The organism is Streptomyces sp. NBC_00080, from assembly GCF_045041255.1.
GTDB classification, from domain to species: Bacteria; Actinomycetota; Actinomycetes; order Streptomycetales; family Streptomycetaceae; genus Streptomyces; species Streptomyces coriariae.
On the sequence record NZ_CP108235.1, the window covers coordinates 6,101,778 to 6,121,111 of the forward strand.

Annotated in this window: 15 protein-coding genes; 7 read left to right on the forward strand and 8 right to left on the reverse strand. The window is 71.2% G+C overall.

Features of this window, described 5'->3' with window-relative positions:
- Positions 1–51: 51 nt before the first annotated feature.
- The gene (gene pepN, locus OHU34_RS27310; RefSeq protein WP_142264339.1) at positions 52–2,619 is read right to left on the reverse strand and encodes an aminopeptidase N; all 2,568 of its coding nucleotides are present in this window, start codon (positions 2,617–2,619) and stop codon (positions 52–54) included.
- A gap of 200 nt (positions 2,620–2,819) precedes the next feature.
- Between pepN (OHU34_RS27310) and OHU34_RS27315 the strand changes: the two genes are divergently transcribed.
- Positions 2,820–3,317: a DUF1203 domain-containing protein gene (locus OHU34_RS27315; RefSeq protein WP_142264338.1), complete on the forward strand. Its 498-nt coding sequence runs from the start codon at positions 2,820–2,822 to the stop codon at positions 3,315–3,317.
- On the opposite strand, the gene OHU34_RS27320 is transcribed toward OHU34_RS27315, so the two are convergent.
- Positions 3,304–4,323: an aspartate-semialdehyde dehydrogenase gene (locus OHU34_RS27320; RefSeq protein WP_142264337.1), complete on the reverse strand. Its 1,020-nt coding sequence runs from the start codon at positions 4,321–4,323 to the stop codon at positions 3,304–3,306. The genes OHU34_RS27315 and OHU34_RS27320 overlap by 14 nt on opposite strands.
- A 202-nt stretch (positions 4,324–4,525) precedes the next feature.
- Between OHU34_RS27320 and OHU34_RS27325 the strand changes: the two genes are divergently transcribed.
- Together OHU34_RS27325 and OHU34_RS27330 are read left to right on the forward strand one after the other, a co-directional pair.
- Positions 4,526–5,068 (forward strand): sigma-70 family RNA polymerase sigma factor, encoded by a 543-nt coding sequence (locus OHU34_RS27325; RefSeq protein ID WP_199875647.1) that lies wholly within the window; start codon positions 4,526–4,528, stop codon positions 5,066–5,068.
- A 1-nt stretch (position 5,069) separates the two neighbouring features.
- Positions 5,070–6,026 (forward strand): hypothetical protein, encoded by a 957-nt coding sequence (locus OHU34_RS27330; protein WP_405768760.1) that lies wholly within the window; start codon positions 5,070–5,072, stop codon positions 6,024–6,026.
- A 97-nt stretch (positions 6,027–6,123) separates the two neighbouring features.
- Here OHU34_RS27330 and OHU34_RS27335 read toward each other — a convergent pair whose 3' ends face one another.
- Together OHU34_RS27335 and OHU34_RS27340 are read right to left on the reverse strand one after the other, a co-directional pair.
- The gene (locus OHU34_RS27335) at positions 6,124–9,438 is read right to left on the reverse strand and encodes a S8 family serine peptidase (RefSeq protein ID WP_142264336.1); all 3,315 of its coding nucleotides are present in this window, start codon (positions 9,436–9,438) and stop codon (positions 6,124–6,126) included.
- A gap of 216 nt (positions 9,439–9,654) precedes the next feature.
- Positions 9,655–10,194, reverse strand: a complete 540-nt coding sequence (locus OHU34_RS27340) for a CGNR zinc finger domain-containing protein (protein WP_405768762.1) — start codon at positions 10,192–10,194, stop codon at positions 9,655–9,657.
- A 151-nt stretch (positions 10,195–10,345) separates the two neighbouring features.
- Here OHU34_RS27340 and OHU34_RS27345 point away from each other — a divergent pair, with 151 nt between their 5' ends.
- Positions 10,346–11,266 (forward strand): pyridoxamine 5'-phosphate oxidase family protein, encoded by a 921-nt coding sequence (locus tag OHU34_RS27345; RefSeq protein ID WP_230195721.1) that lies wholly within the window; start codon positions 10,346–10,348, stop codon positions 11,264–11,266.
- A 9-nt stretch (positions 11,267–11,275) separates the two neighbouring features.
- Positions 11,276–11,746 (forward strand): NUDIX hydrolase, encoded by a 471-nt coding sequence (locus OHU34_RS27350; protein WP_200839687.1) that lies wholly within the window; start codon positions 11,276–11,278, stop codon positions 11,744–11,746.
- A gap of 262 nt (positions 11,747–12,008) precedes the next feature.
- On the opposite strand, the gene OHU34_RS27355 is transcribed toward OHU34_RS27350, so the two are convergent.
- Positions 12,009–13,076, reverse strand: coding sequence for a hypothetical protein (locus OHU34_RS27355; RefSeq protein ID WP_142264333.1), 1,068 nt, complete (start codon positions 13,074–13,076; stop codon positions 12,009–12,011).
- A 229-nt stretch (positions 13,077–13,305) separates the two neighbouring features.
- On the reverse strand, positions 13,306–15,876 hold the full coding sequence (gene pepN, locus OHU34_RS27360) for an aminopeptidase N (RefSeq protein WP_142264332.1): 2,571 nt from the start codon (positions 15,874–15,876) through the stop codon (positions 13,306–13,308).
- 150 nt (positions 15,877–16,026) lie between these two features.
- Between pepN (OHU34_RS27360) and OHU34_RS27365 the strand changes: the two genes are divergently transcribed.
- Complete coding sequence (locus tag OHU34_RS27365; protein ID WP_020127854.1) at positions 16,027–16,671, forward strand: DsbA family protein; 645 nt, start codon at positions 16,027–16,029, stop codon at positions 16,669–16,671.
- A 46-nt stretch (positions 16,672–16,717) separates the two neighbouring features.
- Positions 16,718–17,491, forward strand: coding sequence for an SAM-dependent methyltransferase (locus OHU34_RS27370; protein ID WP_142264331.1), 774 nt, complete (start codon positions 16,718–16,720; stop codon positions 17,489–17,491).
- Position 17,492: 1 nt separating this feature from the next.
- Here OHU34_RS27370 and OHU34_RS27375 read toward each other — a convergent pair whose 3' ends face one another.
- Complete coding sequence (locus OHU34_RS27375; RefSeq protein ID WP_020127852.1) at positions 17,493–18,134, reverse strand: response regulator transcription factor; 642 nt, start codon at positions 18,132–18,134, stop codon at positions 17,493–17,495.
- The gene (locus OHU34_RS27380; RefSeq protein ID WP_405768767.1) at positions 18,131–19,330 is read right to left on the reverse strand and encodes a sensor histidine kinase; all 1,200 of its coding nucleotides are present in this window, start codon (positions 19,328–19,330) and stop codon (positions 18,131–18,133) included. The genes OHU34_RS27375 and OHU34_RS27380 overlap by 4 nt, the downstream gene beginning before the upstream one ends.
- Positions 19,331–19,334: the final 4 nt, after the last annotated feature.

A 19,334-nucleotide genomic window follows, 5' to 3' on the forward strand; every position in this document is an offset into this window, starting at 1 on the left:
GCCCGATGAGACATCGGGCGCCCTCCGCCGCGTAGGGACTGCCGGGAAGGACTACTGCGCGTCGGCCGCCTGGGCCTTCAGCGCACGCTCCACACCCGCGCGTGCCTCGGAGACGAGGCGGCGCAGGGCCGCGTTCGGCTCGGCCGAGGCCAGCCAGGCGTCCGTCTTGGCCAGGGTCTCCCGGGAGACCTGGACCGTCGGGTAGAGGCCGACCGCGATCTGCTGGGCGATCTCGTGCGAACGGGAGTCCCAGATGCTCTTGACGACCTCGAAGTACCGGTCCGTGTAGGGAGCGAGCAGTTCACGCTGGTCGGTCTGGACGAAGCCGCCGATGACCGCCTCCTGGACGGCGTTCGGCAGCTCGTCGGAGTCCACGACCGACGCCCACGCCTCCGCCTTGGCCTCCGGGGTCGGCCGGGCGGCCCGCGCGGTGGCCGCGTGCCGCTCGCCGGCGGCCGTCTTGTCCCGCTCGTACTCGGCGGCGATGTCCGCCTCGTCGAAGGTCCCCACGGCCACCAGCCGCTGCACGAACGCCCAGCGCAGCTCGGTGTCGACGGCCAGCCCCTCGATGGTCTGGCCTCCGTCGAGCAGCGACTCCAGGAGGTCGATCTGCTCCGGCGTACGGGCGGTGGCCGCGAACGCGCGCGCCCACGCCAGCTGGTGGTCGCTGCCCGCCGTGGAGGACCGCAGATGCGCCAGCGTGGCGTCCGTCCAGCGGGTCAGCAGGGCCTCGCGGGTGGCCGGCGCGGCGTACAGGTCGATGGCGAGCTTGACCTGGCGGTGCAGCGACTGGACCACCCCGATGTCGGACTCCTTGCCGATGCCGGACAGCACCAGGGACAGGTAGTCGCGGGTGGGCAGCTCGCCGTCCCGGGTCATGTCCCAGGCGGACGCCCAGCACAGGGCGCGCGGCAGGGACGACTCGAAGTCGCCGAGGTGCTCGGTGACGAAGGCGAGCGACTGCTCGTCGAGGCGGACCTTGGCGTACGAAAGGTCGTCGTCGTTGAGCAGGACGACGTCCGGACGGCGCTTGCCGACCAGCTGCGGTACGGCCGTCAGCTCGCCGTCGATGTCCAGTTCGACGCGCTCGTCCCGCACCAGCTTGCCGCTGTCGTCGTCGAGTCCGTACAGACCGACGGCGATGCGGTGCGGGCGCAGGGTCGGCTCGCCCTTGGCGCCGGCCGGGAGCGCCGGGGCCTCCTGACGGATCGCGAAGGAGGTGATGACACCGGCGGCGTCCGTCTCGATCTCGGGACGGAGGATGTTGATGCCGGCGGTCTGGAGCCACTTCTGCGACCAGGTGCCGAGGTCACGGCCGGAGGTCTCCTCCAGCGCGCCGAGGAGGTCGGACAGGCGCGTGTTGCCGTAGGCGTGCCGCTTGAAGTAGGCCTGCACGCCCGCGAAGAACTCGTCCATGCCGACATACGCCACGAGCTGCTTCAGGACGGAGGCGCCCTTGGCGTAGGTGATGCCGTCGAAGTTGACGAGGACGTCGTCCAGGTCGCGGATCTCGGCCATGATCGGGTGGGTGGACGGCAGCTGGTCCTGCCGGTACGCCCAGGTCTTCATGGAGTTGGCGAACGTGGTCCACGAGTGCGGCCAGCGCGACTGCGGGTGGTACGCCTGGCAGGCGATGGAGGTGTACGTGGCGAACGACTCGTTCAGCCACAGGTCGTTCCACCACTCCATGGTGACCAGGTCGCCGAACCACATGTGGGCCAGCTCGTGCAGAATCGTCTCCGCGCGCAGCTCGTACGCCGCGTCGGTCACCTTGGACCGGAACACGTACTGGTCCCGGATGGTGACCGCGCCCGCGTTCTCCATCGCGCCCGCGTTGAACTCCGGCACGAACAGCTGGTCGTACTTCTTGAACGGGTACGCGTAGTCGAACTTCTCCTGGAACCACTCGAAGCCCTGCCGCGTGACCTCGAAGATCGCGTCCGAGTCGAGGTGCTCGGCGAGGGAGGGTCGGCAGTAGATGCCGAGGGGCACCGACTGTCCGTCCTTCTCGTACACGCTGTGGACGCTGTGGTACGGCCCCACGATGAGCGCGGTGATGTAGCTGGAGATCCGGGGGGTCGGCTCGAAGGCCCAGACGTCGTCCTTGGGCTCGGGCGTCGGGGAGTTGGAGATGACGGTCCAGCCGGTCGGCGCCTTCACCGTGAACTGGAAGGCGGCCTTGAGGTCCGGCTGCTCGAACGACGCGAAGACACGGCGGGCGTCCGGAACCTCGAACTGCGTGTACAGATAGGCCTGCTCGTCGACCGGGTCGACGAACCGGTGCAGACCCTCACCGGTGTTGGTGTACGCGCAGTCCGCGACGACCCGCAGGACGTTGCGGCCCTGCAGCAGGCCCGGCAGCGCGATCCTCGAGTCCTTGAAGAGCCCCGCCGCGTCGAGGGTGTCCCCGTTCAGCGTGACCTCGTGGACGGTGGGCGCCACCAGGTCGATGAAGGACTCCGCGTCCCCCTCCGCGACGTCGAAGCGCACCGTCGTGACGGACCGGTAGGTCCCTCCCTCCTGGGCACCGGAGAGGTCGAGATCGATCTCGTACGAGTCAACGGTGAGCAGCTTCGCCCGCTGCTGCGCCTCTTCGCGAGTCAGGTTTGTGCCAGGCACGCGGTCATCTCCTCGGATATGTGTCGGTTGCGTCATCCTTCCACGGGACGGCTGCCTGGGGCGACGACCTTATGGGCGGCCGTCCGGGCCGTCCGGCCGTCCGCCGAGTCGATGGTCCGGTCGACGTCGTCGGGACCGCTCTCGAGCACGACGTCCGGAAGCCGCCGGTCTCCTCGGCCGCCCGGCGCCAGGGTGGAGGTATGACCTTCACAGTGAACGTGAACGACGTGGCCTGCGCGCCACGGGCCATCCCGGGCGGTGTGCTCGACGAGCTCCGGGTCGTCGACGACGCCGGACGGCGGACGGAACCCTTCGCCGACGAGGAGGGCGGCGCCCCGCTGCGGTGCTGTCTGGGGCGCAGTGCCGTGGGGGAGCGGATCGCGCTCGTCTCGTACGCGCCGCTGCGTCGCTGGGCGGCCGGCGCGGGGGTCGACCCCGGGGCCTACGACGAGCAGGGGCCCGTGTTCGTCCACGCCGACGGCTGCGCGGGGTTCGCCGGGGACGACCACCCCTTCGACCAGGCGCACCGCACCGTGCGGCGGTACTCGGCCGAAGGCCGCATCCTGGGCGGCGCGCTCGTAGGCGTCGGCGGGCTCGACGAGGCGTTCCGGGACGCGTTCGACGACCCGGACGTGGCGTTCGTGCACGTCCGGGCCGTCGAGTACGGCTGCTTCCTCTACGAGGTCAGGCGGACCTGAGCTCGGCCGCCACCAGCTCCGCGATCTGTACGGCGTTCAGCGCCGCGCCCTTGCGGAGGTTGTCGTTGGAGATGAACAGGGCGAGACCGTGCTCCACGGTCTCGTCCTCCCGGATGCGGCCCACGAACGACGGGTCCTTGCCGGCCGCCTGGAGAGGGGTCGGGATGTCGCTGAGGGCCACGCCCGGGGCGCCGCCCAGCAGCTCCGTCGCGCGCTCGGCGCTGATCGGACGCGCGAAACGGGCGTTGACCTGGAGGGAGTGGCCGGAGAAGACCGGGACGCGCACACAGGTGCCGGAGACCTTCAGCCCGGGGATCTCCAGGATCTTGCGGGACTCGTTGCGGAGCTTCTGCTCCTCGTCGGTCTCGTTCAGGCCGTCCTCGACGATCGAGCCCGCGAGCGGGATCACGTTGAAGGCGATGGGGCGCTTGTAGACCTGCGGCTCCGGGTAGTCGACCGCCTCGCCGTCGTGGGTCAGCCGGTCCGCGTCGGGCACGACCTTCTGCGCCTGCCCGTGCAGCTCCGCCACGCCCGCGAGGCCCGAGCCGGACACCGCCTGGTACGTCGCGACGACCAGCGCCTCCAGACCGGCCTCCGCGTGCAGCGGCTTCAGGACCGGCATCGCGGCCATCGTCGTGCAGTTCGGGTTGGCGATGATGCCCTTGGGGCGGTCCACGATCGCGTGCGGGTTCACCTCGGAGACGACCAGCGGCACCTCGGGGTCCTTGCGCCACGCCGACGAGTTGTCGATCACGACCGGGCCCTGCGCGGCGACCTTCTCGGCCAGTGCCCGCGAGGTCGCGCCACCGGCGGAGAACAGGACGATGTCGAGGTTCGCGTAGTCGGCCGTCGCCGCGTCCTCCACCGTCACGCCGTCCAGGACCGTCCCCGCCGAACGGGCCGAGGCGAACAGACGCAGCTCCGTGACGGGGAAGTCACGCTCCTTGAGGATCCTGCGCATGACCGTGCCGACCTGACCGGTGGCTCCGACGATTCCGACCCTCACGGCGACTCCTTGCTCTGTTCACGGCTCTTTACGGACTTTTCCATCATGCGGCCGACCCCGGCCCACCTGTCCAATTCTTTGCCCACCATGCCCGAGGACTGGGACACGCGCCGGTGTGACGTATGCCTCCCGAGGATTTCCCGCGGTGGCGCCGAACGTTTTCGCGCGCCACGGCGTCGTAGAGGAAACGCGGTAGAGAGGGGTGGCTGTGCTGCGCAGAAAGGCCCGGCGCGCCCAGGGGGACGGGGCCGGACAGGGCGACGATCCGCTGGACGCGGCGCAGGAACGCCGGGTGCGGGCGGTGCTCGCGCTGGGCGGGGTGCCGCAGGCGGATCTGCCGGACGGGGTACAGCAGGTCCGCCTGCGGCTCCTGGAGCGCGCGGCGAAGGGGTACGAGACGCCACGAGACGTCTCCGCGTGGGCGGCCGTCGTCGCCTCCAACCTCGCGATGGACTGGCACCGCGCCAAGCGCCGCCAGGAGCGGCTGGGGGAGCGGCTGGCCTCGCTGCGCCAGCACGAGCACCCGTCCGGCGAGGACACCAGCGTGCTCTCCCTCGCCGTCGCGCAGGGACTGGACGACCTGCCCGACGCCCAGCGCCAGGTCGTCGTCCTGCGCTTCTACGCCGACCTGCCGGTGCGCTCGATCGCCGTGGAACTGGGCGTCCCGGAGGGCACCGTCAAGAGCCGCCTGCACACGGCGGTCCGGGCCCTGCGCGCCCGCCTGCACGAAGACGAGGTGGTGTGACGTGACCGCCCTGCCCGGACAACCCGGACGACCCGAACAGCACGGGCGACCCGGACACGGATACGAACCGCACGAAGACGACCATGACGAAGGCCGCGACGAGACCCACGACGAAGGCCACGACGAGACCCACGACGAAGGCCACGACGAAGGCCGCGACCCGTACGAGGGCCAGGACGGACAGGAGGGTGAGGACAATATGGACGCGCTGATGGCCGCCGTCCTCGGCGTGCCCCTCTCCGGCCTCTCCGAGGAAGCCCGCGCCGATACCGCCTACCTGGCCGCCCACCGCTCGGCGACCGCCGACGTGGCGCTCCTGCGCGAGCAGCTCGGCGTCCTCGCGGACGTCCTGACGGAGCCGGTGCGCGAGCCGGGACGCGAGCCGGCGCGCGAGCCGGTGCGGGTCCCGGAGACCGCCCCGGTGCGGCAGCTTCGCCCACCGCGCCGGGTCCGTCCCCTCGCCCTGCGGCTGGCCGGTGTGGCCGCCGCCGGTGCGCTGGTCCTCGGGGGCGGCTGGGTGGTCGTCCAGATCGGCCAGGGGGTGGCCAACGTCGAGTCGGACAAGAGCGCCGACAGCGCGGCCGGATCCGACGAGAAGGCCGACGCGTCGGCGGGCGGCGGCGCGAGCCTCCTCGGCGACCCCGGCTATCTGGCCTGCGCCCGGCTCGTCGTCGAGGGGGACGTCACCGCCGTCGACCAGGTGGCGGGCACCACCCGGGAGCGGGTCACGCTGCACGTCACCCACGCCTACCGGCCGGCCGAGAGCGGGCCCGAGGCCGACTTCGTGATGGAGGCGGACATGGACCCGCTGCTGCGGGAGGGCGACCACGTCCTGGTCGCCCTGTCGAAGGGGTCCACCACCCCCGACGTCTGGGCGGTCGGCGAGTCCGACATCCTCCCCGAACGAGAGGCGCTCGCCCGGGCCCTGCCCGAGGCGGAGGGCGTCACCTGCGAATAGGCGGGACGCCGTGACACGGCGAAGGGCGGGCGCCCCGATGGACGCCCGCCCCTGTTCGACCGCTGTCGGTCGATCGTTTGACCGGTGGCGCTACCGGTTACGGAGTGACCTTCTCGATGGCCACGTTGCCGATACCCGCGACGGTGCCCCGCGCGTTCACCAGCTGGACCTGGCCGAAGAAGGCCCGGCCCTCGGGCGCGGCGGCCGCGGCGGTGACGGTCGCGGAGACCGACGCCGAGGCACCCGTGCCGAGCTTGACCGGCGTCGACTCGTCGACGTCGACGGTGCCGAGCGTGGACGAGAAGAACACGTCCAGGTAGTCGTACGCCGTCGTGCCGGCCGGGACCGAGTAGCCCGCGACCTCGATGGTGTACGTGCCGGCGGCGGGCGACGGGATGGAGACCGCCTCCTCCGAGTCACCGTCGGCCTGCTGGGCGACCTGGTTGCCGGCCGCGTCGTAGACCGTCAGGTCCAGGTCGGCGGAGGCGTCGGAGACGTTGCCGATGGAGACGTCCAGCGACTTGGCGCCGGCCGGGACCTCGACCGTGGTGGTCTCGGTCGCGCCGTTCGCGATGGTCGGGCGGGCCGCCTTGGAGGAGCCGAGCGGACCGCCGGCCAGCTTGCCGTCGATGGCGGCGAAGTTGTTCTTGACCTTCCAGGAGACGGGGGCCGGGGTGCCGACCTTCGCCTCGGGCACGGTCACGGTCGCCGGGTCGAAGGCCGCGCCGTAGACGGTGGCGTCCAGCTTGTACGGGTTGTCGAGCAGCGGCGAGGTGCGGCGCGACTCGACCTCGATCTCCCAGACCCCGGGCTGCGGGTTCTGGTACGAACGGGCGTCGGGCTTGCAGCCGTTGCCGTCGAGGTAGTTGTTGTAGCAGTAGATCGTGGAGCTGTCCTCGACCGCGACACCGTACGGGTGGATCGAGATGAACCGGGTCTGGCTCTTGTCCTTCAGCCCGCTGATCGCGACCTCCAGCGACTGCGCGCCCTCGGGCACGGTCAGGAAGTAGGACTGCGAGCTGTTGCGCTGCACGGTCTTCGACGCGTGGAACGTGTAGTTCACCGGGGTCGAGACGACGACCGTGTTGAGGATCTGCTTGTCGATGCCCTCGGTCCTCGGGTCGTCGACCTCGAGGATCGCGCTGGCGATGCCCGCGGCCCTCGGCTGCGCCTGGATCTTGACGGTGACCGGCTTGTTCAGCGACAGCTTCACCTCGTCCGAGCCGAGGATCTTGAAGGTGCCGGCCGCGTTGTTCTCGAGGTGCAGCTCGTGGCGGATCGCCTTGTCGGCGCCCGACGTACGGGTGATGGTGACGTCGTACGTCTTCTTCTGACCGGCCTTCAGGCCGCCCTCGCGGTCGTAGATGCCGGTGCCGAAGCCCGGCGTCTTCAGCGCGAAGTCGAGCGCGGTGTCGACCGGCGCCTTGACGGCGTAGTCGTGGGCGGTGGCGCCCTTCCTGATGGACTTCCAGGCGTCCACGATGTTGATGGCGCCCGCGCCCTCCTCGTACGCCTGAAGACCCTTGATGTGGTCGGCGGTCGAGGTCAGTGCCGTGCGCAGGATCGCCGGGGTGAGCGCGACCTTCTGCTGCTTGGCGGCCGAGATCAGCAGCGCCGAGGCGCCCGCCGCCTGCGGGGAGGCCATCGAGGTGCCCTGGAGCATGGAGTAGCCGGCCGGCAGCGGGTAGCCCGCCTCGGCGACCGGGGCACCCTCGAGCCAGGTCTGCGTGGTGTTGATCGCGGCGCCCGGGGCGACGAGCGTCGGCGTGAAGCCGCCGTCCTCACGCGGGCCGCGCGAGGAGAAGGGCAGCAGCGCGTACTTCTTCGTCACCTGCGAGCCGTAGTTGGCGGCCCAGGTCTCCTTGGAGATGGCCGCGCCGACCGAGATCACCTTGTCGGCCAGACCGGGGTCGCCGATGGTGTTGGCGCCGGGGCCCTCGTTGCCGGCCGAGATGACCAGCTGGACGCCGTAGGTGTCGATGAGGCGCGTGTACAGCTCGGCGCGCGCGTTGTTGCCGTCGTTCAGACCCGGCAGACCGCCGATCGACATGTTGACGATGTCGACACCGCGGTTGGCGACCAGGTCGATCATGCCCTCGGTGAGGGCGACGTTGGTGCAGCCCGGGCCGAAGACGCAGGCGCGGGAGGAGACGATCTTCGCGCCGGGCGCGGCGCCGTTCATCTTGCCGCCGAACAGTCCGTTCGCGGCGGTGATGCCGGCGACGTGCGTGCCGTGCTCGCTGGCGATGAGACCGATGTTGGCGAAGTCGGCCTTCTTGCCGACCCAGTCGCCGCCGTACGGGTCCATCGGCACGTCCTTGCGGATCTGCACGACGAACGGCTGCCGCTCGGCGACGTCGGTCGCCGGGTTGTCGGTGCCGAAGTACCCGATCTGGTAGCCGTCCTTGTACGGCTTCATCGCGGTGTCGTCGGTGAAGTCGCCGTTGTTGTTCACGTCGACGGTGACCGTGCCGGCGGCGGCGTCGTACAGGACGCCCCACACGTCGGTGGTGTCGCCGTCGCGGTTGACGTCACCCTTGGCGTCACCGCCCGCGGTGGCGGACTCCCGGAAGAGGTTGACCTGGTAGGAACCGGCCTTCGCCGTCCAGGTCCGGCCGCCGAAGGTGAAGCTGGGCCCGGACACGGAGGTCGTCATCGCGCGCCAGGAGGCGTCGCTGTCGATGATCGGGTCGGTCGCCGTCACCCAGTCGACGATCTTGCGCTCGCCGGTGGTGGTCTTCTGGAGCGCGGGGTGCGCCAGGTCCACACCGGAGTCGAGGATGCCGATGGTGACGCCGCGGCCGTCCGCCTTCGGGTTCTTCTTCACGAAGTCGACGGCGCCCGTCTCGAAGGACGGGTTGTACGGGTTCTCGGCGGGGGTCTTCTTGTCCGGCGCGGCGTAGGTCTTCGTCTTCGCGGCGGAGCCGGCGCCCTTCGCGGTGTCCGCGCTCGGCGTCGGGTCGTCGAGGGCGATGTCCTGCCGCAGGTCGATGGCGTGCACCGAGGACAGCTTGACCGCGGCGGCGATCGCCGAGTCGGCCTTGCCCGTCGGGACGGTGGCGCGGACGTAGCCGACCTTGTCGTAGGACTGGCCCACGGAGCCGCCCTTGACCGCGTCCAGCTCCTTGGCGACCTGCTCGGTCTGCCCGGGGGCGGTCGCGACCATCAGCGTGACGTTCTTGTCGCCGGCGGCCTTGGCCTCGGCGAGGAGGTCGGCGTCGTCGGAGCCGAGCTTGTCGTGGGCGGACTTCGCGCCCGGGTCGGCCGAGGCCGGGGCCTGGCCGGAGTCGGCCGAGAAGGCCATGGGTATCGGACCGGCCGCGGACAGCGCGGCCACCAGGCCCGCGGCCACGGCTATCCGGGCCACACGTCTTGCGCCCGATATCGGTTCACGCTGGGGGGTGAGGGTCATCGGCATCCCTTGTAGGTGAAGGAACGAGCACCACGTGACCAGGCCGTTCCTTCCTGATCACGGTCGTCCGGAATGCGGTCCCGGATGACCGCAAAGCTTTACCTAAGGGGCAGCTGTTTGGGGAGAGTTGACCGAATCGATATGGATGTATGGGGAAAACCCTCTACGAGCCCCCTGTGCGAGGGCTGTCCGCCGGTGGTGCGGATTGCGGCCGGGTCAGGCGTCCTTGGCGCGGGCGTAGTGCCGGGAGGCCTTCGCGCGGTTGCCGCAGGCCGCCATGGAGCACCAGCGGCGGGTGCCGTTGCGTGAGGTGTCGAAGAAGTGCAGCACGCAGGCCTCGTGCGCACAGCGGCGGATCCGGTCGGGGGCGGTGGAGAGCAACTCCAGGTAGTTCCGGGCGGCCAGCCAGCCGGGCCCCCAGGTGTCGTCCCTGAACTCGGCCCGCTCGCCGGGCCCTTCGGCGGTGAGGGTGGGCCGGATCCGCCCGTGTCCGAGCACGGTGTCGACGCCGACGGTGTCCGCCGGGCCGTCCACCGCGGCCTCGATCGCGTCCCGCGCCCGGAGGGTGTGCCGCAGGGTCGCCGCGTCGGCCGCGAAGTGCCCGTCCAGTCCGTTCGCGGCGAGCCACACGGCGAGCCCTTCCGGGTCCCGCAGCAGATCCTCGACGGCGCCCTCCCGTACCCACCGCGTGTTGAGCAGGTCGAGCGCGAGGGGCTCGCCGGTGAGGGGGCGGGGATCGGGGGCGGTGGCGGACATCGGGGCTCCTTCCGTGCTAACCGCTCAAGGGTATGTGACCGGTTGACATGGTGGGGTCTAACCTTTAAAGTGAGTATCAGGGGTTATTTTTCTGTGGGCTGCTCGCGCACCGTCCGAGGGGTCCGCCGGTGCCGAGGAGGTCGAGCGACTCATGGGCGTCTACCACTCCGGCTCGCGGGCGGTTCAGGACCGCGTCGGGGTCCGTGACCTCGCCGATCACCTGGGCCGGGCGATCGGTGAGGGCATCAGGCCGGTCGTCGCCGCCTTCCTGGAGCTCCAGCCGCTGCTGGTGCTGGGCGCCGCCGACCCGGTCGACGGCCGGGTCTGGGCGTCGGCGGTCACGGGCGCCCCCGGCTTCGTCCGGGCCACCGGACCCCGCAGGATCTCGGTCGCCACCGGCACCTGCGGGGGGTCGGGCGGTGCGGACGCGCCCTCGTCGGCAGACCCCCTCGCGACGGCACTGGCGACCCCCGGGACCCCGGTGGGCACCATCGTCCTCGATCCGCGCACCCGTCGCCGTATGCGGCTGAACGGCCGGCTGCTGCCCACCCCGCGCGGCTTCGCCGTCGAGACCGACCGGGTGTTCGCCAACTGCCCCAAATACATACAGCGCAGGGAGGGCTACGAGACGGTCGACCGCACGCCCGGCAGCCCACTCCGCGGCACCGAACTGACCGGAGAGCAGCGGGACTTCCTCGCCGCCGCCGACACCTTCTTCCTCGCCACCCTCCATCCCGACGGCGCCGGCGCCGAACTCAGCCACCGCGGCGGCAACCCCGGCTTCGTGCACGTGACTTCACCGCGCACGCTCATCTGGCGCGACCACCCCGGCAACTCCATGTTCCTCACTCTGGGCAACCTCGCCAGGGACCCACGCGCCGGCCTGCTGTTCCTCGACTGGACGACGGGCCGCACCCTCCAGCTCACGGGCGAGGCCGCCACCCGGTTCGCACCCGACGGCGAGCGTACGGTCCGCTTCACCGTCACGGAGGCGGTCGACACCCCCGCCGCGCTGCCGCTGCGCTGGTCCGCGCCGGAATACTCCCCTGCGAACCCGGACCCGACCGGCTAACGTCCCTCCATGCGCAAGAAGTTGAGGGTGGCGGCCTATGCCGTCTGCGTCCGTGACGGACAGCTCCTGCTCGCTCGCTCGCCGGCCGCCGACGGCACCCCCGAGTGGGTGCTGCCCGGCGGTGGCATGGAGCACGGCGAAGACCCCCTCGACACCGTCGTGCGCGAACTCGACGAGGAGACCGGCTACCGCGTCGAGGTGACCGGCCTGCTCGGCATCGACTCCTCCCACCGCACCTTCCGCCGCGGGGGACTTCGCCGCGCCGTGGACCACCACGGCGTGCGGGTCGTCTACGAGGTCCGGGTCGTCGGCGGCGAACTGCGCAACGAGGTGAACGGCTCCACCGACCTGGCCGCCTGGCACGACCTGGACGCGGTCCCCGCCCTCACCCGGGTCGCCCTGGTCGACATCGCGCTGCAGCTGTGGCGCGAACGCCCGGTGGAAGGACGGGTGTTCGCGCCCCCGCCGGCCGTCCCCTGAGCATCAGCCGAACCCCGTGCGCGATACCCCGCGAACGTCACCCCTACCGCAGCCACGGCACCCACTCCCTCTCCGCCCTCTTCGAGCAGAAGATCCAGGTCGTCGACGACCACATGGCCGAACCGGCCGCCCTCCGCGCCGAACTCGCCGATCGCGTCGGCACCGACCGTCCGCTGCGCGCGGCGGGACGGCATGAGGAGGGGCCGTCGGGTCACACCCGACGGCCCCTCCTCTCCCCTCCTGGGACCGCCCCGGTCCGTCCCTACCGGGGCAGCACCACGACATACGCGGCCGGGTCCCTGTCGCCCGACGCCATCAACGCCGTGCGGACCACCGCCGCCTGCTGTTCCATCGCGTCCCTCAGCTTCTTCGGCGTGATGTACACGACCGTGATGCCGAGCCGCTCCAGATGCTCACGCTTGCGGGCGTACTCCGACCAGAGCGCGTCCTCGTCCTGTCGCGGTGCCCGGGTGTCCAGTTCGACCGCCACCGCCTGCTCCGGCCAGTACGCGTCCAGACCGCCCAGGTGGGGACCGCCCGGCAGGCGCAGGTCCACGTTCCACACCGGGTCGGGAAGGCCGTAGTCGCACACCATCGTGTACAGCCGGTCCTCCGCGAACGCGCGCCCCTCCGCGAGCAGCGAGTCCACCGCGTCCACCACGTGCGGGCGGCTCAGCAGCTTGGCGTTGTTCAACTCCCGTACCACCGCGGTCGGTTCGCAGTGGCCCCCGCGTACCGCCTCGGACAGCAGCCGCTGCACCACTGCCGCGTCCGTCAACTGGGCCACCGCGTCGGCCAGCGCGCGGGGCACCGGCGCCACCGGAACTCCCGTGGCCTGCTCGGGAGCCGGAAGGGAGCCGGTACGGACGACGTGGGCGCAGCCCGTCGAGCGCAGCCGGCGCAGCCGCGGGACCAGGACGTCGATGTGCTCCAGGGACGGCAGCGGGGGAGCGGACGAGAGCCCGTGCAGGTTCAGGGCCGCCAGCCCGGTGATCATCGCCTCCTTGTACACCGGCCGGTGCGGATCGCCGGCGCCCGGCTGGCTCGGCACCGCGGGCGGCGGCGTCGCCGTGTCGCGGCCCGCGTACATCAGCACCGCGTGCAGCCGCTCCTCGCTGGTCGGCGGGCCCGGGTGGAGCAGGTACACGCCGGGGAGGAGCTGCTGCCAGGGGCCGCCGGGACGGCACTGCTCGTTCGCCTCGGCCACGGCGACGCCCTGCGCGCGGAGCCGGCCCGCCGTCGTGACGCGGCACTGTACGTCCGAGAGGTGACGGACGGGGCGGGGGGACGCCGAGGGAACCTGGGGGAGCGGGGTGTTGTGGTGGTTCATGCAACGGGGATTCCGCGTCCGGCCGGTCTCTTAACCGCTGTTACACACCCGTCGACAAATCCGGACAAGCTCGTCCTAAAGGACGGGTGTTCGGATGCCGATGGGGCGCCGAAAACCCCTGGTCCCGAATGGGGGAGCCAGGAGTTACGGGTCGGAATACCTGAATTCCGTAACGGTGACCGTCAGCGGAATTCATGGCCAAAGCTCAAGGCCGGAGCGCTCGGTCGGTTCAGGCCCCCGCGCCGCCCGCCTGCGCCCGCAGCGACCGCGCCAGGTCGTCGCGCGCCTCCAGTACCAGCCGACGCAGCGCCGGGGCCGCCGACTCGTGCGCCGCGAGCCACGCGTCGGTCGCCTCCAGCGTCCGGGGGGAGTCCTGGAGCGACGGGAACAGACCCTTGACGACGGTCATCGCGATCTGGATCGACCGCTCGGCCCAGATCCGCTCGATCGACGCGAAGTACTTCTCCGTGTACGGCACGAGCAGCTCCCGCTGTGAGGGCTGCGCGAATCCCGCGATCGTCGCCTCCACCAGCGCGTTGGACAGCGAGTCCGACTCCGTCAGCTGGGCCCACGCCTGCGCCTTGACCGCCTGCGACGGGCGGGCCGCGAGACAGCGGACCTGATGCCGCTTGCCGGACGCCGTGTCGTCCCGGGCCAGTTCGGCCGCCAGCGCCTTCTCGTCGGCGTACCCGTGTGCGACCAGCGGCTCCACGAACACCCAGCGCAGCTCCTGGTCCACCTCCAGGCCGTCGATCGTCGCCACGCCGTCCAGCAGTCCCCGGAGCAGCTCGAAGTCGGAGTCGGAGGACGCCACCGTCGCGAAGAAGCGCGCCCAGGCGAGCTGGTGCTCGCTGCCCGGCGCGGCCGCCCGCAGATTCCGCAGCGCGGTGCCGGCCAGCAGCTCCTCGCCCGTCCGCCGCCAGGACCGCGGCGCGTAGTGGACCAGCGCCGAGTCCGCCCACGCGTGCAGCATCTGGAGGACGCCGATGTCGGACTCGTGGTGCCCGAAGCGCACCACCAGGTCCACGAAGTCGGGCGCGGGCAGCAGCGCGTCCCGGGTCAGGTTCCACAGCGCCGACCAGCACAGGGCACGGGCCAGCGGGTCGGTCATCGAACCGAGGTGCTCGCGCAGCGTGGCCAGCGAGGTCTCGTCGAAGCGCACCTTGCAGTACGTCAGGTCGTCGTCGTTGACCAGCACCAGCTCCGGGGCCTCGGCACCCGCCAGCTCCGTCACGACCGTCCGCGGACCGTCGACGTCCGTCTCGGCGCGCGCGTACCGCACGAGACGACCCTCCTCGCGGCGGTACAGGCCGATCGCCACCCGGTGCGGCCGCAGTTCGGGGTACGCCTCGGCGGCCTCCTGGACCACCGCCAGCTCGTCGATCCGGCCCTGCGGGTCCAGCAGCACCTGCGGGGTCAGCGAGTTCACACCCGCCGTCTGGAGCCAGGACCGCGCCCAGCCGCCCATGTCCCGGCCGCTGGTCTCGGCGAGCACCGACAGCAGATCACCGAGGCGCGTGTTGCCGTACGCGTGCCGCTTGAAGTAGCGCCGCGCGCCCTCGAGGAACGCGTCCTGGCCGACGTACGCCACCAGCTGCTTCAGGACGGAGGCGCCCTTGGCGTAGGTGATGCCGTCGAAGTTCAGCTTCGCGTCCTGGAGGTCGCGGATGTCGGCGGTGATCGGGTGGGTGGAGGGCAGCTGGTCGGCGCGGTAGGCCCATGCCTTGCGGCGGTTGGCGAAGGTGATCCAGGCGTCGGTGAAGCGGGTCGCGCCGACGTTCGCGAACGTGCCCATGAAGTCGGCGAAGGACTCCTTCAGCCACAGGTCGTCCCACCACACCATGGTGACCAGGTCGCCGAACCACATGTGTGCCATCTCGTGCAGGATGACGTTCGCCCGCGCCTCGTACGACGCCTGCGTCACCTTGCCCCGGAAGATGTACTCCTCGCGGAAGGTCACCAGACCCGGGTTCTCCATCGCGCCGAGGTTGTACTCGGGCACGAACGCCTGGTCGTACTTGCCGAACGGGTACGGGTAGTCGAAGTGGTCGTGGAAGAAGTCCAGACCCTGCTTGGTGACGAGGAAGACGTCCGCGGAGTCGAAGTGGGGCGCCAGACCCTTGCGGCACATCGCGCCGAGGGGGATCTCCAGCGTCGTACCGTCACCCAGGTCGCGCGTGTACGTGTCCGTCACATAGTGGTACGGGCCGGCCACGACACAGGTGATGTACGTCGAGATCGGCTTCGTCTCCGCGAAGCGCCACACCCCGTCGGTGCGCTCGCCGACGCCGTTGCTCCACACCACCCACTCCTCGGGCGCCCGTACCTCGAAGCGGAACGGGGCCTTGAGGTCGGGCTGCTCGAATCCCGCGAAGACCCGGCGGGCGTCGGCCGGCTCGTACTGGGTGTACAGGTACACCTCGCCGTCCTCCGGGTCGACGAAGCGGTGCAGGCCCTCGCCGGTGCGGGAGTAGGCGCACTGGGCGTCGACGATCAACTCGTTCTCCGCGGCCAGGTCCTCCAGCAGGATCCGGGCGCCGTCGAAGACCTCGCCGGGGTCGAGGTCGCGGCCGTTGAGGGAGACGGACGTCACACTCGGCGCGATCAGGTCCACGAAGCTCGACGCGCCGGGCTCGCTGCTGCGGAAGCGGATCGTGGTGACCGACCGGAAGGTGCGAGGCTCGTCCCCGGTCCGGTCGCCGACCGCCGACCTGATGTCGAGGGACACGTCGTACCCGTCGACGGACAGCAGGGCGGCCCGCTCCCGGGCCTCGTCGCGGGACAGGTTCTCACCGGGCACGGCGGTACTCCCTCAGTGCTTGAGCATGGGCTTTCGGACAGGAGTGATCCTGCCACGCGCCCCTGACGCGGGGCAGCAGGGAATGTGCGGCAGGAACGCCGGTGTTCACGGGGGAAACGCTTATCTCATGAGGATTGCTCAAGGAGAGACATGTCGGAGAAGACCCCCGTCGACTTCTGGTTCGACCCGCTCTGCCCGTGGGCCTGGATGACCTCCCGGTGGGTGCTGGAAGTGGAGAAGGTCCGTGACATCGAGGTCCGCTGGCACGTGATGAGCCTCGCCGTCCTCAACGAGAACAAGCTCGACGAGCTGCCCGAGGAGTACCGCGAGATGCTCGCGGTCAAGGCCTGGCAGCCGGTGCGCGTGGTCACCGCCGCCTGGCAGCTGCACGGCGCCGACGTCCTCGGCCCCCTCTACACCGCGCTCGGCACGCGCATCCACAACAACGGCGAGGGCCCGACCGTGGAGGCCATCGCCGGCGCGCTCAAGGACGTCGGTCTGCCCGCGTCCCTGATCGAGTACGCCGAGCAGTCGGACTTCGAGTTCGACGCCCAGCTGCGCGCCTCCCACAAGGAGGGCATCGAGAAGGTCGGCCAGGACGTCGGCACCCCCGTCATCGCCGTCCCCGGCCCCGACGGTGAGCAGATCGCCTTCTTCGGTCCCGTGGTCACCCCCGCGCCGAAGGGCGAGGAAGCCGCCCGCCTCTGGGACGGCACCCTCGCCGTCGCCTCGGTCCCCGGCTTCTACGAGATCAAGCGCACCCGGACCAAGGGCCCGGACTTCAGCAACCTGTGACGGCAGTGGTGCCCCGCGAGCATTCTCGCGGGGCACCATGGACCCCATGACGGAGATCGACACCTCGGTACCGCACTCGGCCCGGATCTGGAACTACTGGCTGGGCGGCAAGGACAACTACCCGGTGGACGAGGAGGCCGGCGACGCCTACACCGCCGTCTTTCCCGGCATCGTCACCATCGCCCGCAGCAGCCGGGCGTTCCTCGGCCGCAGCATCGGTTACCTGGTCGAGGAGGCGGGCATCCGCCAGTTCCTCGACGTCGGCACCGGGCTTCCCACCGTCGACAACACCCACGAGGTCGCCCAGCGCCTCGCGCCCGAGTCGCGGATCGTCTACGTCGACAACGACCCCCTGGTCCTCGCCCACGCCCGCGCGCTGCTCACCTCCACCCCCGAGGGCTTCACCGCCTACGAGGACCTGAACCTCTACGAGCCCGCGCGCATCCTGGAAGCCGCGGCCCGCACACTCGACCTGACCCGCCCCACCGCCCTGATCCTCAGCGGCATCCTCGGCCACGTCGAGAACTACGACCGTGCCCGCGACCTCGTCGGCGCCCTGCTGTCCGGCCTGCCCTCCGGCAGCCACCTCTGCGTCAACGACGGCTCCCGTGGCACCGATCCCGCCTACGAGCGGGCCCAGGACGCCTACAACGAGACGGGGGCCGTCCCGTACTTCCTGCGCCCGGTCGAGCAGATCGAGGGCTACTTCGAGGGGCTCGACATGGTGCCACCGGGCGTGGTGTCCGTCCCGATGTGGCGCCCGGACGGAACGCCCCCGCTGCCGATCGGCCAGCACGGCGGTGTGGGCCGCAAGCCCTGAGTCACGGCGGGCGCAACAGCCCCCGCTCCATGGCCACCACCACCGCCCGGGTCCGGTCGTTCACGTCGAGCTTGGCGAACAGGCGCAGCAGATGGGTCTTGACGGTGGCCTCCGAGATCACGAGACGCCGGCCGATCTCGGCGTTGGTCAGCCCGTCGGCGACCGCGCCGAGGACGTCCGTCTCCCGGGCGGTCAGCGCCTCCTGGACCGGGCGCCGCAGCCGGGCCACCAGCTTCTGGGCCACCCGGGGCGCGAGCACCGTCTCCCCGCGTGCCGCCGCCCGGATCGCGTCGACGAGCTGCTCGCGCGTGGTGTCCTTCAGCAGATAGCCGATGGCGCCGGCCTCCACCCCGCGCTCGATGTCCGCGTCCGTGTCGTACGTCGTCAGGATCAGTACCCGGGTGCGCGGATGGCGGGCGACGATCTCGGTCGTCGTGGTGACCCCGTCGAGCACCGGCATCCGCAGATCGACCAGGGCCACGTCGGGGTCGTGCCGCTCGACGAGGTCGAGGGCGGCACGGCCGTCGCCCGCCTCGCCGACGATCTCGATGCCGTCCTCACCGGCCAGCAGGGCCACCACCCCGGCCCGCATCACGGTGTGGTCGTCGACCACGACGACCCGCAGCGCCGTCACCTCGCTCATGCCGCTCCCTCCGTGCCCTGGGCCAGCGGGATCGACGCCAGGATCCGCGTCCCGTCCCCGACCGAGCTGGTCACCGTCAGCCGTCCGCCCAGTTCCGCCACCCGCTTGCGCATCCCGTCCAGTCCGAAGCCCCTCGACTCCTCCACCACGAACCCGGCGCCGTCGTCGGTGATCTCCAGCTCCACCCCGTAGGGGCGCCGGGCCAGCACCACCCCGACCGTGGAGGCGCGGGCGTGCTTGCGCACATTGGCCAGGGACTCCTGGGTGCAGCGCAGCAGCGCGATCCGGGTCCGCTGGTCGCAGTCGAGGTCCGCCAGGTCGGCGTCCACGCTGAGCCCGGTGTCCTCGACGAAACGGTCCAGGACCCGCCGTAGCGCCGGCGCCGCGGAGCCCGCCACCGCGGCCCCCGCCTGCCCGTCCGGGCCCACCAACTCCCGTGCCTCCGCGAGGTTCTCGCGGGCCGTCGACGCGATCGACCGCAGCTGCTGGGCGCTGCGCCCCGGATCGGCCGCCATTCCGGCCCGGGCCGCCTCCGCCAGCACCACGATCGACGCGAAGCCCTGCGCGAGGGTGTCGTGGATCTCGCGCGCCAGCCGCTCCCGTTCGTCCGCCGCGCCCTGCCGCTGGTGCGCCGCGGAGAGCTGCGCCTGCGTCCGCTCCAACTCCTCGATGAGCAGCGCCCGTTCGGTGCTCTGCGCGACCACCGAGTGCGCCCACAGCCCGATCAGCACCCCCACCGCGACGACGATGAGGGTGGACACGGCCGTCTCGCCGAGGAACTCCGCCGACCAGCCCTGCAGGAGCCAGCTGCCCAGCAGCGTCGAGGCGGTGGCGAGCCCCAGGAACCCCATCGAGATCCTCGGGGTCCGCCCGAACATCCAGTAGTGGGGCAGCGTCACCATGAACAGCGCCGCGTAGCTGGTGCGCAGATACGCCAGCCCGCCGAGCGCGAGCACCAGCACCGTGAGATAGCCGTGCGGCCGTACCACGGGATTGTCCGGGAAGCGGTCGAGGATCGCGTAGCACAGCACCACGCTGCCCAGCAGCGCGAGCGCCTCGTACATGCCCCCACCGGGCCGGCCCAGGGCGGCGATCCCGACGGCCATCGCCGCGAACAGCACCCAGCACACCGCGTTCCAGCGGCGCAGGGAGGTGGCCCAGAAGGCGTCGGCGGAGGGCCCGGCGAGAGCGGTCATACCG